Source organism: Enterobacter sp. CM29, assembly GCF_013179605.1.
GTDB lineage: Bacteria > Pseudomonadota > Gammaproteobacteria > Enterobacterales > Enterobacteriaceae > Enterobacter > Enterobacter intestinihominis.
The window spans coordinates 1-15,317 of the sequence record NZ_JABMCU010000106.1 but is presented as its reverse complement, the minus strand read 5'-3'; the positions used below and the strand labels follow the sequence as shown (position 1 = coordinate 15,317).

The window sequence follows — 15,317 nt, the reverse complement described above, 5'->3', positions numbered from 1 at the left end:
GCATAGGGCCGTCAGTCGCAGCAACAACCAGGATCGCGCCGTCCATCTGCGCAGCACCGGTGATCATGTTTTTAACATAGTCGGCGTGGCCTGGGCAGTCTACGTGTGCGTAGTGGCGAGTCGGGGTGTCATACTCAACGTGAGAGGTGTTGATGGTGATACCACGAGCTTTTTCTTCTGGTGCGTTATCGATCTGGTCGAAAGCACGAGCAGCACCGCCGTAGGTTTTAGCCAGTACGGTAGTGATTGCAGCGGTCAGCGTTGTTTTACCATGGTCAACGTGGCCGATAGTACCGACGTTAACGTGCGGTTTTGTACGTTCAAACTTTTCTTTAGACATCGATTGTCCCTCTAAGACACGGATAAATCGGTGATATCACCACATCAACCAGGCGAAAATGCCTGAACTGTTGAATACATTTAAATTGAAACAGAGAGAAAGGGAGGGAGAAGTGAAGTGGTGCTGATACCCAGAGTCGAACTGGGGACCTCACCCTTACCAAGGGTGCGCTCTACCAACTGAGCCATATCAGCACGTATTGGAGCGGGCAGCGGGAATCGAACCCGCATCATCAGCTTGGAAGGCTGAGGTAATAGCCATTATACGATGCCCGCATCCTGAAACTCGGCTACCCAGTTCTTTCTGTAACAAAAAAAGAGATTTCTCTCTTTTCTGTTCGAGCTGGTCAATTTTTCCAACCAGCTCCGGCGGCGTTGACGCTGCCAGAAAGTGGTGGTGGGGGAAGGATTCGAACCTTCGAAGTCTGTGACGGCAGATTTACAGTCTGCTCCCTTTGGCCGCTCGGGAACCCCACCGGACTTGATGGTGCCGACTACCGGAATCGAACTGGTGACCTACTGATTACAAGTCAGTTGCTCTACCTACTGAGCTAAGTCGGCATCAAGTAGCGCGCATTCTATGGAGACCTGCGCAGTCATGCAACTAAAAAATTGCATAAAACGTTCTTTCGCTCACATTTTATTCGAAACCAGGGCTAACCGCTGTAAATTCACCCGCTCGTGATTAAAAATCCAACATGAACGCCTGATTTCGGCACGCTATAGCCCCGGGTGATGCCTGCCCGGTTAAGCATCGCTTTCCCATATTTTTTCTTATTATTCCTTTCATCTGGTGTTAACCTCCTGCCCATTGTCCAAAATTAACTATGTGATGAGCCCGCACCCGCCGTTTCGTGATGGTTCACAGAAGCATGCTTATGAGCAAAAAAGAGCAAACGTTAATGACGCCCTATCTTCAGTTTAACCGTAGCCAGTGGGCAGCCCTGCGTGACTCCGTCCCTATGACACTGACGGAAGGTGAAATCGCACGGCTAAAAGGGATAAACGAAGATCTCTCCCTGGAAGAGGTGGCAGAAATCTATCTCCCCCTCTCTCGCTTGCTTAACTTTTATATCAGCTCCAACTTGCGTCGTCAGGCCGTACTGGAACAGTTCCTCGGCACGAACGGTCAACGTATTCCTTATATCATCAGTATTGCGGGCAGCGTGGCAGTGGGTAAAAGTACCACCGCGCGCGTGCTTCAGGCGCTGCTGAGCCGCTGGCCGGAACACCGCAGCGTGGAGCTGATCACCACCGACGGCTTCCTGCATCCCAATGAGGTGTTGAAAGAACGCGGCCTGATGAAGAAGAAGGGCTTCCCGCTCTCTTATGATATGCACCGCCTGGTAAAGTTTGTCTCTGATTTAAAATCGGGCGTGCCGAACGTTACCGCACCGGTCTACTCGCATCTGATCTACGACCGCATCCCGGATGGTGACAAAACGGTGGTGCAGCCCGACATCCTGATTCTGGAGGGGTTAAACGTACTGCAAAGCGGGATGGATTACCCTCACGATCCGCATCACGTGTTTGTCTCTGACTTCGTCGATTTCTCAATTTATGTGGATGCGCCTGAAGATCTGTTGCAACGCTGGTATATCAACCGCTTCCTGAAGTTCCGTGAAGGGGCGTTCACCGACCCGGATTCTTACTTCCACAACTACGCTCAGCTCTCTGAAGAAGAGGCTATCAACGTGGCGACCGGGCTGTGGAATGAGATCAACTACGTCAACCTCAAAGAGAACATCCTGCCGACGCGCGAACGTGCAAGCCTGATCCTCACCAAGAGTGAGAAACACGCCGTTGACCAGATTCGTTTACGGAAGTAGATCTCAGACGTAAAAAAAACCGGCTAATCGCCGGTTTTTTCCTTTATGCATGCGGCTTTTCGCCGTTTTCATCCTGATCGACCGCGAAGCAGGCCACCAGCTGTCCACCATAATCTTTCAGTTGTGGCTGCAACTGCGTACACGGACCGAAGCGGCGACGGCAGCGGGCGTTGAACGCACATCCCGGCGGCGGGTTAAGCGGGCTTGGTAACTCGCCGGTCAGCTTAATGCGCTCACGACGGTCATCCGGGTTCAGTCGCGGCGTCGCAGACAGTAGTGCCTGAGTATATGGATGACGCGGGTTATTAAAGATCTGATCTTTCGTCCCCTTCTCTACGCAGCGTCCCAGATACATCACCATCACCTCATCGGCAATGTGCTCAACCACAGACAGGTCATGGGAGATGAAAACGTACGACAGCCCAAGATCCTGCTGTAAATCCATCATCAGGTTCAGCACCTGCGCACGCACGGATACGTCGAGCGCCGAAACCGGTTCATCGGCAATCACCACGTCCGGGTCGAGCATCAGACCACGGGCGATGGCGATACGCTGACGTTGACCGCCAGAGAACATATGCGGATAGCGATCGTAATGCTCGGTTTTCAGGCCCACCTTCGCCATCATCGCCAGCGCTTTTTCACGACGCTGCTCTTTGCTCAGGTTGCTGTTGATCAGCAGCGGCTCTTCCAGAATCTGCCCCACTTTTTTTCGCGGGTTCAGCGAACCATACGGATTCTGGAACACAATCTGGATTTTCTGACGTCGCAGTTTCTGCGCCTGCGGATCGTGCTTGAGCAGATCCTGGCCCTGATAGTAAAGCTCGCCGCCAGTCGGAACTTCAATCATCGTTAACAGACGGCCCAGCGTGGACTTCCCACAGCCAGATTCCCCTACCACCGCCAGCGTTTTTCCGCGTTCGAGAGTAAAGGAGACACCATCCAGCGCTTTTACCAGGCGCTCAGGAGCAAAGAGGCCCTTCTTCACCGGGTAATGTTTTTTCAGGTCGATGGCCTGCAACAGCATTTGTTGCGTACTCATAGTGTTGGCCTCCCGGCATCATCGAGTGGGTAGTGGCATTTCGACTGACGTCCGTCAGCTAACAGGTTCAGCTCCGGCTCGTCGACGCGGCATTTATCCGTCGCATACGGGCAGCGCGGGTTAAGCAGACAGCCCTGAGGACGGTCATATTTACCCGGTACCACCCCCGGCAGCGAGGCCAGACGCGCTTTATCCTGCGCGAACTCCGGCAGCGCGCGCAGCAGCGCCTGCGTATAGGGATGACGCGGGGCCCGGAAGATATCGTGTGAACTCCCGGTCTCCACCACCTGGCCTGCATACATCACAATGATTTTGTGTGCCGCTTCAGCCACCAGCGCCAGATCGTGCGTAATCAGCACCAGCGCCATATTCTCTTTCTGCTGCAACTCCAGCAGTAGCTCAATAATTTGCGCCTGAATGGTCACGTCCAGCGCGGTTGTCGGTTCATCGGCAATCAGCAGTTTTGGACGACAGGCAATGGCCATCGCGATCATTACACGCTGACTCATCCCACCGGACAACTGGTGCGGATAAACGTCCAGACGCGATGCCGGATCGGGTATACCCACCTGCGTCAGCAGGTCAATAGCGCGCTGGCGACGGGTTTGCTTGTTACCGCCCTGGTGCACCTTAATGGCTTCCATAATCTGGAAACCCACGGTGTAACACGGGTTCAGACTGGTCATCGGGTCCTGGAAGATCATCGCCACTTCCGCTCCCACCAGTTGGCGGCGCTGTTTTTCGGAAATGCGCTGCAGATCCTGACCATTGAACTCCAGGCTTTCCGCCATTACGCGGCCGGGATAATCAATCAGCCCCATGATTGCCAGTGAACTCACTGACTTACCGGAACCGGACTCCCCAACGATACCAACCACTTCGCCCTGATTTACGCTATAGCTGATGCGGTCCACAGCACGAAACGGTGTGCCTTCATCGCCGAAGTGCACCGATAATTTATCTACATTTAATAACGCCATCTCGTGCCTCTTACTGCTTCAGTTTGGGATCAAGTGCATCACGCAGACCATCACCCATCAGGTTAAATGCCAGCACCGTCAGCAGAATCGCCAGACCCGGGAAGGTGACGACCCACCAGGCGCTTTGCGCGAACTGCAACACGTCGGAGAGCATGGTGCCCCATTCCGGTGTTGGCGGCTGCGCACCCATGCCAAGGAAGCCAAGAGCGGCCATATCGAGAATGGCGTTAGAAAAACCGAGCGACGCCTGAACAATCAGCGGTGCAAGGCAGTTAGGAAGAATATTGACGAACATCTGGCGCATCGCCCCCGCACCCGCCACTCGAGATGCCGTCACATAATCGCGGTTCACCTCGACCAGCACGGCCGCACGGGTTAATCGGACATAGTGAGGAAGCGCAACGAACGTTAGCGCGAGCGCGGCATTGCCTATCGAAGGACCAAAGACCGCGACCAGCACCAGGGCCAGCAGAAGGCTTGGCAATGCCAGCATGATATCGACGATACGCATGATGACGTTATCAACGATGCCGCCGAAGTAGCCCGCCACCAGACCAAGCACAACGCCCATGATCAGCGACAACACCACCACAAGACAGCCAACCAGCAGAGAGAGGCGCGCGCCGTACATCAGACGAGACAGCACATCGCGGCCAACGTCATCAGTACCGAGCAGGTGCGTCAGGCTACCACCTTCCTGCCAGGCCGGTGGCGCGAGCAGCGCATCACGGAACTGGTCCGCGGGGTTATACGGCGCAAGGAAGTTCGCAAACACCGCAATCAGGATCATAATGGAAACATACACCAGCCCGACGACCGCGCCTTTGTTGCGCTTGAAGTAGTGCCAGAATTCCTGCATCGGCGTCATTGGTACCGGTGCGGTAACCGCTTTATTTTGAGTAACTTGTGACATGATGGCCCCTTACTTCTTATGACGAATACGCGGGTTCACCACGCCGTACAGCAAATCGACCAGCAGGTTGACGAGGATAATCATCGTCGCGACCAGCAATACACCGCCCTGCACAACCGGATAGTCACGGCGTTGCAGCGCATCAATCAGCCAGCGTCCAAGGCCTGGCCAGGAGAAGATGGTTTCGGTCAGGATCGCCCCGGCCAGCAGCGTACCGACCTGCAAACCGATAACGGTCACCACCGGCAGCATGGCGTTACGCAGGGCATGAATGATGATGACGCGCATACGGGTCAGACCTTTAGCGCGGGCAGTACGAATATAATCTTCGCCCAGCACTTCCAGCATGGAGGAACGAGTCATACGCACGATCACCGCAAGTGGGATGGTGCCCAGCACCATTGCAGGCAGGATCATGTGCGCAACCGCATCAATGAAGTTGCCCTCTTCGCCCCAGATCGCCGTATCAATCAGCATAAAGCCGGTTAACGGGTTGGTGTCGTCAAGGAAAACCATATCGCTGACACGTCCGGAGACCGGCGTCAGGTTCCACTGCACCGAGACCAGCATGATCAGCATCATGCCCCACCAGAAGATAGGCATGGAGTAGCCGGTCAGTGCCAGGCCAACGGCGGTGTGGTCGAAAATAGAGCCACGCTTAACGGCAGCCAGCACGCCGACGGGAATCCCCACCGCGGTCGCGAAGATCATGGCGCAGATGCCGAGTTCCAGCGTCGCCTGGAAACGCGGCACGAACTCGTCCCACACCGGAAGACGGCTTTTCAGTGAAATCCCTAAATCGCCGTGTAATACGCCCCAGATGTAGTGGAGGTACTGCTGCCACATCGGCTTATCAAGGCCGAGTTCAGCCAGCAGTTGCGCATGACGTTCAGGGGAGATACCACGCTCGCCCGCCATAATCATCACCGGATCACCCGGGATCATATGGACGAAGGCAAAAGTGAGAAGGGTGATACCGATAAACGTCGGGATAACCAGTCCCAGACGTCGGAGGATGAACTGCAACATAACCCGGATTCTCTCTGATGACGCACGCTCAGTAGCGTGTCGTCTGTATTGCTCACAAATGTAAATTCCCTCTCCCTTCGGGAGAGGGTTAGGGTGAGGGGATGCATGCACGCCCCTCACCCCTGCCCTCTCCCACAGGGAGAGGGAGAACACCCTACTTATTATTCAACAGACACGTTTTCGAAGTGGTGTTTGCCCAGTGGATCGACCACGTAGCCCTTCACTTCTTTACGCACTGGCTCGTACACGGTGGAGTGAGCAACAATCAGCGCCGGAGCCTGATCGTGCATGACAACCTGCGCTTGCTTGTACAGTTCGATACGTTTGTTGTGATCATCGGTCGCACGCGCCGGCTGGATCAGGTCTTCAAACGGCTTGTAGCACCAGCGAGAGTAGTTGGAACCGTCTTTCGCTGCCGCACAGCTGAACAGGGTCGCGAAGAAGTTGTCCGGATCCCCGTTGTCGCCGGTCCAGCCCATCATGACCGCCTGGTGTTCGCCCGCTTTGGCGCGTTTCAGGTACTCGCCCCACTCGTAGGTCACAATTTTGGCCTGTACGCCAATCTTCGCCCAGTCAGCCTGAACCATTTCCGCCATACGACGTGCGTTCGGGTTGTAAGGACGCTGTACCGGCATCGCCCACAGCTCAACGGTGAAACCTTTATCCTGGCCCGCTTCTTTCAGCAGCGCTTTCGCTTTCTCAGGATCGTAGGTGTAGTCCTTAATGTCGTCGTTATAGCCCCACATGGTTGGTGGGATCAGGTTCTTGGCCGCAACGCCAGCGCCCTGGTAAACGGCTTTGATGATCGCTTCTTTGTTCACCGCGTAGGTCAGCGCCTGACGCACTTTCACGTCATCGAACGGTTTCTTCTCGGTGTTGAAGGAGAGATAACCCACGTTCAGGCCCGCCTGCTCCATCAGGTTGATATTTTTGTCCTGCTTCATGCGCGCGATGTCAGCCGGGTTTGGATACGGCATCACCTGACATTCGTTTTTCTGCAATTTTGCGTAACGCACGGATGCGTCAGGCGTGATGGAGAAGACCAGACGGTCGATCTGCGGCTTGGTGCCCCAGTAGCCCGGGAAGGCTTTATACAGAATACGGGAATCTTTCTGGTACTGAAGTAGCTGGAACGGGCCGGTACCGATTGGGTTCAGGTCCACTTTTTCCGGCGTGCCGGCTTTCAGCATGTTGTCCGCGTACTCTTTAGAGAGAATAGAGGCGAAGTCCATCGCCAGGTCAGCGAGGAATGGCGCTTCCGGACGCGTCAGCACGAACTGAACGGTTTTATCGTCCACTTTTTTCACTTCAGCAATCAGGTCTGGCAGACCCATCCCTTCGAAGTATTCATAGCTGCCGCCAGACACTTTATGGTACGGGTTCTGGGCATTTTTTTGACGGTCGAAGGAGAACACTACGTCGTCGGCGTTAAAGTCGCGCGTAGGTTTGAATTCTTTGCTGTCCTGCCACTTCACGCCCTGACGCAGGTGGAAGGTATAGGTTTTACCGTCTTCGCTGATATCCCACTTTTCAGCCAGGCCAGGAATCACTTCCGTGGTACCGGTTTTAAATTCAACCAGACGGTTATAGATCGGTACAGAGCTTGCGTCGTAAGTCGTACCAGAGGTAAAGAGCTGTGGGTTAAAGCCTTCCGGAGAGCCTTCAGAACAGTAAACCAGGGTTTTTGCCTGTACGCTTGCTGCGACGGTCATGGCCACCAGGCTCAGACCAAGCTTCAGCATCCCTGACTTCTTCAAGGAAATACTCATTATTGTGCTCCAATGTGATGTTTTGCTTTGTTGTGTTACGCCGCCTGACCTTTATTTATTTTTTACCCGGTCCGGTCGGTGATGCCCGAGGGCGTTAAAAGGGATAGAGAATCCTTTCAGAAGAGCGTTTGAGTTGCAGCGCAGATCCTCCCTGAAATGCCCCTCGTGCCCTACAATCTGTCAACAGAATGTGAAAACGTCAATACAGGTGGCGGGGATTTACGTGGAGTGTGAGAAACCGCAAACAAAGATTAAAAAAACTCTGAATGCCAGTTTTCAGCAGAGAAATTTATGCTACTCGCCATGTTGCAGCACAAACCCCTCCCTATTTCGCAACACCCAGTGATTAAGTTTTATTCAGAATGGGTAAATTTTCTTACAGAATGGTGATTATCTGAGCACTAAATACCGCGAACGTTAAAACGCACAGCGAAAAATGCTGAGGTTATCCATAAGCAACGCGAAAAAAGATCAAACTATATATAAAAAAATACAATGGATTATGTCACAAAACCGCAAGCAGGCAGGGGGAAGCAGGGCTAAGGGGTATTTTGAGGACTCGGGTGGGGTAACGCGTTAATGCAAAAAGGGCTAACCTTGCGGTTAGCCCTTTTTAGAATGTGGTCGGCGAGAGAGGATTCGAACCTCCGACCCACTGGTCCCAAACCAGTTGCGCTACCAAGCTGCGCTACTCGCCGAATGCGGAGCGCATCTTACTGCTGAGGTGCGCCCTCGTCAATCCCTTATTTTCAAAAAGCCATTCAACTGGCGATATTCTCGCCAGACCAGCTACTGCGCGGCTTTTGTGGTGTTATCAGGGAGTTTACACCAGTTGTTGTTTTCGTTAATCCCACCATTCGGTGAGGTATAGCCGAGACAGCCCATAATAGTGTCGTACAGCTCAACGTGACGGCGCGGTACCTTAATCTCTGCCTGCTGTTTCAGGTGGGCAAACATTTTGGCTTTGTCCGGGTTTTCCAGATACTTGTCCGACATCCACATGATCATCGGCACGCGGAACTGCTCTGGTGGCGCCAGCTTACGCGGCGTACCGTGTAAATGCTCTTTCTCGTTGATGGACTCACCGTGGTCGGCCGCGTAGATCACAATCGCTTTCTTATCGCGAAGCTGGTCAATCACCCGGCTGAGGAAGGTATCCACATACAGAATCGAGTTATCATAGGCATTGATCAACTCCTGCTTGCTACAGTTCTTGTTAATGCCGACGCACTCAGGCGTCCATTTGGCGAAATCGCGCGTGTAACGCTGATAGTAGCTGTAGTGTGACCCTTTGGTATGCAGAACAATAAGGTGCTTACCCTGCGGATGGTTTTTCAGCGACTGTTCCATTTCAGAGAGCAGCAGCATGTCATCAACGTTCTTTCCGCGGTTACGCGGCTCGGCGCCAATCTGCTCGCGGTAGGCGATGTTATCCGCCATGGTGTTGGTGTAGAACCACATCTCACTTTGCATGGCGAACAGATCGGAGCTAAATCCAAGCTGCTTCAGAACAGCAAACACGTTTTGCTCTTTGAGAGTGCGCTGAGGGTTATCACTCGCACCGCCCTCGCGAACAAACATACAGCGCAACGAGAGCTTCGTGGCGGTATCGCAGGAGTAGCCGCGGTATGCCACCAGATTCTTTTCCTGCGCCAGTTTCGGGGTGGTATCGCGGTCATAACCGAGAATACCCATATGATCCCAGCGCGTCGTTTCGCCGATAACGAAGACCACGTAAGTATCATCCAGCCCGTCAGCCGGAGCCTGGTAGGTGAACTTTTTGGTCGGGTTAATCAGCGATTTCACATCGCTGGATTCGTCCGCCTGAGCCCAGGCATAAAGACCTAACGCCGACAGCCAGTTAGACGGCAGGTACGAGTTAGCCACCACGCCGCCGTAGCTTGGCATATCCACGCCTGTCGCTTTTTCGATCCGTTTTTGCTGCTTTTCCATCAGGCGAATAGGCGCCCATACCAGCAGACCCGCCAGAAGAACGACGGCGACGTTGCGGATGCGCTGTCCCCGGGTACGCAACTGGCGTAACAGGGTGTAGCGACAGGTGTTACTCCAGATAAAGAAGAGCGGGATCAGGCAGGTCAGAATCGTCCACAGGATGAACCCTTGGCCCACCACCTCTTTCGAGAGGTCGATGTCCGTGGTCATCACCGAGGCCACAATACCGTAGCCAATGACCACGTTCATGAATGTCATGTAATAGCTTGCGGCGGCGGAGATAATCACCACCAGCGAGGCCAGAATTTGCCATGTACGACGGCCAAAGAGAGAGAGCAGGCGTAACAGGAAGAAGGTCGCCAGAATTGAGCCAAACACTTCAATCGCGGCAAAAATTCCATTTCTTACAGTGAGGTGTTCGAAATAACCTTCCACTCGTCTGAACAGCACCGCGCCATTCAGAAACAAACCGATATAGACAGCCAGCATCAGACACAATCTTTGCTGGGTAAGAGACCTAATATATTTCATGCAAACAACCCTGGGGGAAGGGGTATAAAAACCCGCCGAATCTCAGTGAGAAAGCTGACAGAGTAAGTAGATGCGAGAGAAACCGTTATCAGAAACGTCTACAAGCGCGATAAGTAGACCACAGCAGGGAAGAAAAGTGGCAGCAGAGAATGTGAATCGATGAAGATTTTTACAAAATAGCAAGTCCGGAAGCGATTTAGAAATAAATAAAAGAGGCCCTGCGGCCTCTTTTCATCGCATCATACATGCGCTTCTTTATACAGTTCGCGCTGCGGCTGACGGATCGTGGTGGACAGCGCCAGCGAAATAATCAGCAAAGCGAATATCACGTAGAAGGTCACGTAGAAGCCGCCAAACAGCGAGGCAATCAGTGAACCGCAAATACTGCCGATACCGAAGCCGAGATAAATGACGCCGTAGTTTTTCGCCAGGTTGTTCAGGCCGAAGAACTCGCTCACCAGTGACGGGAAGACGGTAATAGTGCCGCCAAAGTTAAAGGCTACGCAGGCAATTGCTGCAAAGAATGTCGCCTCGTTCAGCGGAGCGAACAGCAGTGCTGCCATACCCACCAGGGAGATGACCTGCCCCAGCGTAATCACACGGATACGGGCGATTTTGTCAGACAGGATACCCAGTACCAGACGACCCGAGAGGTTAGCGATGGAGATGACCGTTACCGCGTTTGCCGCCGTCGCCGCGTCCAGTTTTACCATCCCCTGCGCGATATCTTTCGCCACACCGATGACATACAGACCGCTCATGCAGGCCGTCAGGAACATCACCGCCAGCATCCAGTACTGCGGCTTACGCATGGACTGAGCGAGGGTGAAATCGTTCTCCACCACGCCGTTAACGGTTTTCACTTCCTGCTGTGGCGCATCTTTCATCAGCGTGGCGCCGAAGAGGATCATTACCAGCACAATCACGCCCCAGATCATAAAGGTTTTCTCAAGCCCCACCGAGGCCAGCAGATGGGAGTCAATGAATTTGAACCCCAGGCTGCCCAGGCCATATGAACCAATGGCAAACGCGGAAATAAGCCCTTTACGCTCCGGGAACCACTTCACGCAGTTAGACAGCGTCAGCAGATAACCTGCGCCGTCCGCCAGACCCACCAGCACCCCGGCGCTTAGCCACAGCATCATCAGGTTGTTTGAATGTGCCGTCAGGAAGAAGCCCACGCCCAGCAGGATCCCGGAGGCCATGGTTACGCGCTTCACGCCGAAGCGCTCCTGAAGTTTGCCCGCCACGGAAGAGGAAATCGCTAATCCAAGGCTCAGCAAGCCGAAGGAGAATGCCACCTGGCTTATCGGTGCGCCGAGCTTATCGGACAGGGCGCTGTTAAACAGGCTCCAGGTATAGACCGAGCCCAGTGCGAACTGGGTAACGATGGTGCCGAAAAGCGTCAGCCAACGCGTGCGGTTATAAGTTGATGTGTTCATGGCAGTGTCCTGCAAGAGAAATTAAGGAAGTTCGCTGAGGACACGATAAACAAAACCCCAAAACGCCAGGGGTAAAACGGCATGAAATGCAGGAGATACGGAATGAAATGCCTGGAAGCGGGAATGAATGACCTTGCCGGAAAAGAAAACGCTTAAAGGTGAGTGACCACTATCACCACAGCCCGCGCCGTTATTGTATTAAATATGTTACCGCAGCGTTTAAAAAAGTAACAACCCTAAAATTTGGCGCTTAAGCCCAGGGTGTACAAATATTCTTCCTCCGACTGCTGGTTGTAGCTGATCTTCGCCCAGGGATGTAAATCACCATACTGCGTATCAACGCGCCACCCCAACGAGTTCACGCTGGCATGCCAGAGGGGATCGGTAAGCGGCTGCGTGGTAGTTGCCTCACCAAATGCATTCACCGTTGCAGGGGGAGCGCCATCAGTGCGCCACGCCATGACGGGGCCGGTGGTAAAATGTCCCGCCACGGGAAAATTCCAGCCGACGCTCAGAACGGTTTCCGCATCTGAACCGGATGGGTCGTTCAGGGCAAAGCCCGCAGCATTCTGCGAATGGTTGATACGCTCCGCGAGAATATCTTCATAACGAGGTTGGTGATCGGCGTCCCATGTATAGCGTTCCGTCGTATTACTTTGTGCATCTGAAACGATATATTCCTGTTGCCACGCAAAAGCGGTGTTACATATAAGCAGGCAGGCTGAGACACCCACCAGGCCAGAAGCAGCATGGCGACCACTGATTTTTTTTAACATCATCAAAGCGACTCCAGAAAGAGCCGAGTTCGGCGATATATGTCATTGTTCGAAGAGGTATTAGGGCGTATAGCCCTGTATTAACTATTGTCTCTTTAGCAAACACGTCAAGCCGGGCAGATTGAAATTTTTGCGTTTACCGTATCAGGAAGGGAGATGACCTATGCAACGTTGCGGCTGGGTAAGCCAGGATCAGCTTTATATCGATTATCACGACAAGGAATGGGGCGTGCCGGAAACCGACGGTAAAAAACTGTTTGAAATGATTTGCCTTGAAGGCCAGCAGGCCGGGCTGTCGTGGATCACCGTTCTGAAAAAGCGTGAGAACTATCGCAAGGCCTTCCACCATTTCGATCCGGTTGCGGTGGCCGCCATGACCGACGAAGACGTGGAAAGGCTGGTTCTGGATACCGGGATCATCCGCCATCGCGGTAAAATTCAGGCCATTATTGGTAACGCGCGTGCTTATCTGGCGATGGAGCAAAACGGCGAACCCTTCTCAGCTTTTGTCTGGACGTTTGTGGATAACGAGCCGAAGGTGACGCAGGCCGCCACGCTTGCAGAGATCCCAACGTCTACCCCCGCCTCAGATGCCCTGTCAAAAGCGCTGAAAAAACGCGGCTTTAAGTTTGTGGGCACCACCATCTGTTACTCCTTTATGCAGGCCTGCGGGCTGGTCAATGACCACATTAAGGGCTGCTTCTGCCACCCGGAGGGCCACCATGATCCGCAAATGGCAAAGTGAGGATACCGCTCCGCTTTTGAGTCTGTGGCTGGAGAGCACCACCGAGGCGCATCCGTTTATCGACGCAAGTTACTGGCAAGCGAATGAAGCGGTAGTGCGGGATGATTACCTTCCCGCCGCCGAGACCTGGGTCTGGGAGGAAAACGGTACCCTGTGCGGTTTTATCAGCCTCATGCAGTTCCAGTTCGTGGGGGCGTTGTTTGTCGCCCCGGCGTTCATCGGAAGGGGGATCGGGCGTGCGCTGCTGAACTATGTTCAGCAGCACTACCCGTATTTAACCCTGGAGGTGTATCAGAAAAACGTGCGGGCGGTGAATTTCTATCATGCTCAGGGTTTTCGCATCGAAGACAGCGCCTGGCAGGATGATACCCAACACCCGACGTGGATCATGAGCTGGCAGGCGGATCAAATGCCGTAAGGGGAAGCGCCGGCCCCTCATATTTCTCCACCCATGCCAGCGCCGTATTCCCCGCACAGCCGTTCCCCAGCTTCGAGCTGGGGAGATCTTTGGTCAGCACGTTTACGGCGCCGTTCTTACAAATACCGCCCTCGTCCAGCGCCAGATCCGGCCATGCTCCCTGATGAATGCAGAACACGCCTGGGCGGATCCCGTCACTCACCACGGCGCCAGCCAGCACCTGCCCGCGTGCGTTCCAGACGCGAACGAGATCGCCGTCGTTAATCCGCCGCGCCTTTGCATCGTCGCTATTCAGCGCGATCGGCTCACGACCCGCCACCGCATACTGCTCGCGCAGAGCCGAATAGTTGAGCTGGCTGTGCAGACGATGGGCAGGATGGGCAGACAGCAGCTGAAGCTGCCCCGGCTGCGCATTGCCATGCCATTCGTCCGGCTCCAGCCACGCCGGGTGCGGCGGGCAGTCCGCGTAGCCAAAGCTGGCGATGCGCTCGCTGTGGATCACAATCTTCCCGCTTTCGGTTTTTAACGGGTGATTCTCCGGATCGCGACGGAAGTCAGCAAAGCGCACAAACCGCGCGTTCTGCTCGCTTTCCGGCATTTCGAAGAGTTGATTCGCCTCCCAGAATTCAGCAAATGGCGGCAGCGTCACGCCCTGCGCAGCCCCGCGCTGGCTTGCAATCTGGTAAAACGTTTCCAGCCATTGCAGATCCGTTTTGCCCTCGGTGAAACGCTCCCGTCCGCCCGTTTCCCATAATTCACTCAGGTCAGCAAAGACGTCATAATCATCCCGCGCTTCATCCCGGGGAGCCACGACGCGCTTCATCGGTACCATATGCTGGTTGCTGTAATCCCCCGTCATGGTGAGATCGTTACGCTCGAACGAGGTCGTGGCGGGCAAGACGATATCGGCATGTTTCGCTGACGCGGTCCAGAAGCACTCCGAGATCACCACCAGCTCCGGTTTCTGCCAGGCGCGGATCAGGCGGTTGGTATCCTGGTGATGGGTGAAGTTGGCCCCACCCGCCCACCAGACAAACTTAATATCCGGGAAATGGCGATCCTGACCGTTGTGCTGATAAAACCCGCCGGGGTTCTCCAGAGCTTCAACAATGCGTGCCACCGGAATTTTATCCACAGCGTCCACGCCCCCCTGCACCGAGCCCTGCATGGACGCCAGCACCGCCGCTTTACGCGTCGGGTTGCCGCCGTTGGCAAAGTGATAGGAAAGGCCAAAACCGCCGCCGGGTGTGCCAATCTGCCCAAGCATCGCGGCGAGCGTCACCAGCATCCAGTGCTTCTGCTCGCCAAACTGCTGGCGCTGCATCCCCCATCCGGACATGAGCATCGTGACATGGCTATGGAATAACGCTGCCAGTTCGCGGATTTTAGCGGCATCAACGCCGCAAATCGCCGCAGCCCACTCTGCGGTTTTGGCGATACCATCGGTTTTGCCCGTCAGATAGTCGGCAAATTTATCGAACCCCGTTGTGCAGCGCGTCAGAAATTCCGTGTCGTGCCAGCCGTTCTCCACCAGGGTGTGGGCGATACCCA

At 54.3% G+C, this 15,317-nt stretch carries 13 protein-coding genes and 5 tRNA genes; 3 read left to right on the top strand and 15 right to left on the bottom strand.

Annotated elements, in window-relative coordinates; genetic code table 11:
• The 5 genes from HP459_RS14075 to HP459_RS14055 form a co-directional block, all read right to left on the bottom strand.
• Positions 1–340 (bottom strand): GTP-binding protein (locus HP459_RS14075; protein ID WP_000031699.1); only part of this gene is annotated, 340 nt, incomplete at its 3' end.
• A gap of 118 nt (positions 341–458) precedes the next feature.
• Positions 459–534, bottom strand: a tRNA-Thr gene (locus tag HP459_RS14070).
• A gap of 6 nt (positions 535–540) precedes the next feature.
• Positions 541–615: transfer RNA gene (locus HP459_RS14065), tRNA-Gly, on the bottom strand.
• Positions 616–731: 116 nt separating this feature from the next.
• Positions 732–816 (bottom strand) — tRNA-Tyr (locus HP459_RS14060).
• Positions 817–824: 8 nt separating this feature from the next.
• Positions 825–900, bottom strand: a tRNA-Thr gene (locus HP459_RS14055).
• 317 nt (positions 901–1,217) lie between these two features.
• Between HP459_RS14055 and coaA the strand changes: the two genes are divergently transcribed.
• Entirely contained in the window at positions 1,218–2,168 is a 951-nt protein-coding gene (gene coaA, locus HP459_RS14050) for a type I pantothenate kinase (RefSeq protein WP_032622068.1), read from the top strand.
• 43 nt (positions 2,169–2,211) lie between these two features.
• Here coaA and dppF read toward each other — a convergent pair whose 3' ends face one another.
• The 9 genes from dppF to HP459_RS14005 form a co-directional block, all read right to left on the bottom strand.
• Positions 2,212–3,210 (bottom strand): dipeptide ABC transporter ATP-binding subunit DppF, encoded by a 999-nt coding sequence (gene dppF, locus HP459_RS14045; protein ID WP_022646698.1) that lies wholly within the window; start codon positions 3,208–3,210, stop codon positions 2,212–2,214.
• A complete protein-coding gene (dppD, locus tag HP459_RS14040; protein WP_010426220.1) occupies positions 3,207–4,190 on the bottom strand; it encodes a dipeptide ABC transporter ATP-binding protein in 984 nt (327 codons plus the stop codon). Before dppD ends, dppF begins: the two co-directional genes overlap by 4 nt.
• A 10-nt stretch (positions 4,191–4,200) precedes the next feature.
• The gene (dppC, locus tag HP459_RS14035; protein WP_022646697.1) at positions 4,201–5,103 is read right to left on the bottom strand and encodes a dipeptide ABC transporter permease DppC; all 903 of its coding nucleotides are present in this window, start codon (positions 5,101–5,103) and stop codon (positions 4,201–4,203) included.
• Between the two features lie 9 nt (positions 5,104–5,112).
• Positions 5,113–6,132 carry a dipeptide ABC transporter permease DppB gene (gene dppB, locus HP459_RS14030; protein WP_022646696.1) on the bottom strand — a complete coding sequence of 340 codons (1,020 nt, stop codon included), beginning with the start codon at positions 6,130–6,132 and terminating at the stop codon, positions 5,113–5,115.
• A gap of 161 nt (positions 6,133–6,293) precedes the next feature.
• Positions 6,294–7,901 carry a dipeptide ABC transporter periplasmic-binding protein DppA gene (gene dppA, locus HP459_RS14025; RefSeq protein WP_022646695.1) on the bottom strand — a complete coding sequence of 536 codons (1,608 nt, stop codon included), beginning with the start codon at positions 7,899–7,901 and terminating at the stop codon, positions 6,294–6,296.
• Positions 7,902–8,522: 621 nt separating this feature from the next.
• Positions 8,523–8,599: transfer RNA gene (locus HP459_RS14020), tRNA-Pro, on the bottom strand.
• 91 nt (positions 8,600–8,690) lie between these two features.
• The gene (eptB, locus tag HP459_RS14015) at positions 8,691–10,385 is read right to left on the bottom strand and encodes a kdo(2)-lipid A phosphoethanolamine 7''-transferase (RefSeq protein WP_022646694.1); all 1,695 of its coding nucleotides are present in this window, start codon (positions 10,383–10,385) and stop codon (positions 8,691–8,693) included.
• Positions 10,386–10,624: 239 nt separating this feature from the next.
• Positions 10,625–11,827, bottom strand: coding sequence for an MFS transporter (locus HP459_RS14010; RefSeq protein ID WP_171936361.1), 1,203 nt, complete (start codon positions 11,825–11,827; stop codon positions 10,625–10,627).
• A 236-nt stretch (positions 11,828–12,063) separates the two neighbouring features.
• A complete protein-coding gene (locus HP459_RS14005; protein ID WP_038415055.1) occupies positions 12,064–12,606 on the bottom strand; it encodes a lipase in 543 nt (180 codons plus the stop codon).
• Between the two features lie 160 nt (positions 12,607–12,766).
• Between HP459_RS14005 and tag the strand changes: the two genes are divergently transcribed.
• Both tag and HP459_RS13995 read left to right on the top strand, forming a co-directional pair.
• Positions 12,767–13,348: a DNA-3-methyladenine glycosylase I gene (gene tag, locus HP459_RS14000; protein ID WP_171936360.1), complete on the top strand. Its 582-nt coding sequence runs from the start codon at positions 12,767–12,769 to the stop codon at positions 13,346–13,348.
• Positions 13,326–13,766 (top strand): N-acetyltransferase, encoded by a 441-nt coding sequence (locus HP459_RS13995; protein WP_171936359.1) that lies wholly within the window; start codon positions 13,326–13,328, stop codon positions 13,764–13,766. The genes tag and HP459_RS13995 overlap by 23 nt, the downstream gene beginning before the upstream one ends.
• Here the strand turns inward: HP459_RS13995 and HP459_RS13990 are convergent.
• On the bottom strand, positions 13,735–15,317 hold a 1,583-nt coding region (locus HP459_RS13990; protein ID WP_171936358.1), incomplete at its 5' end, for a molybdopterin-dependent oxidoreductase. The genes HP459_RS13995 and HP459_RS13990 overlap by 32 nt on opposite strands.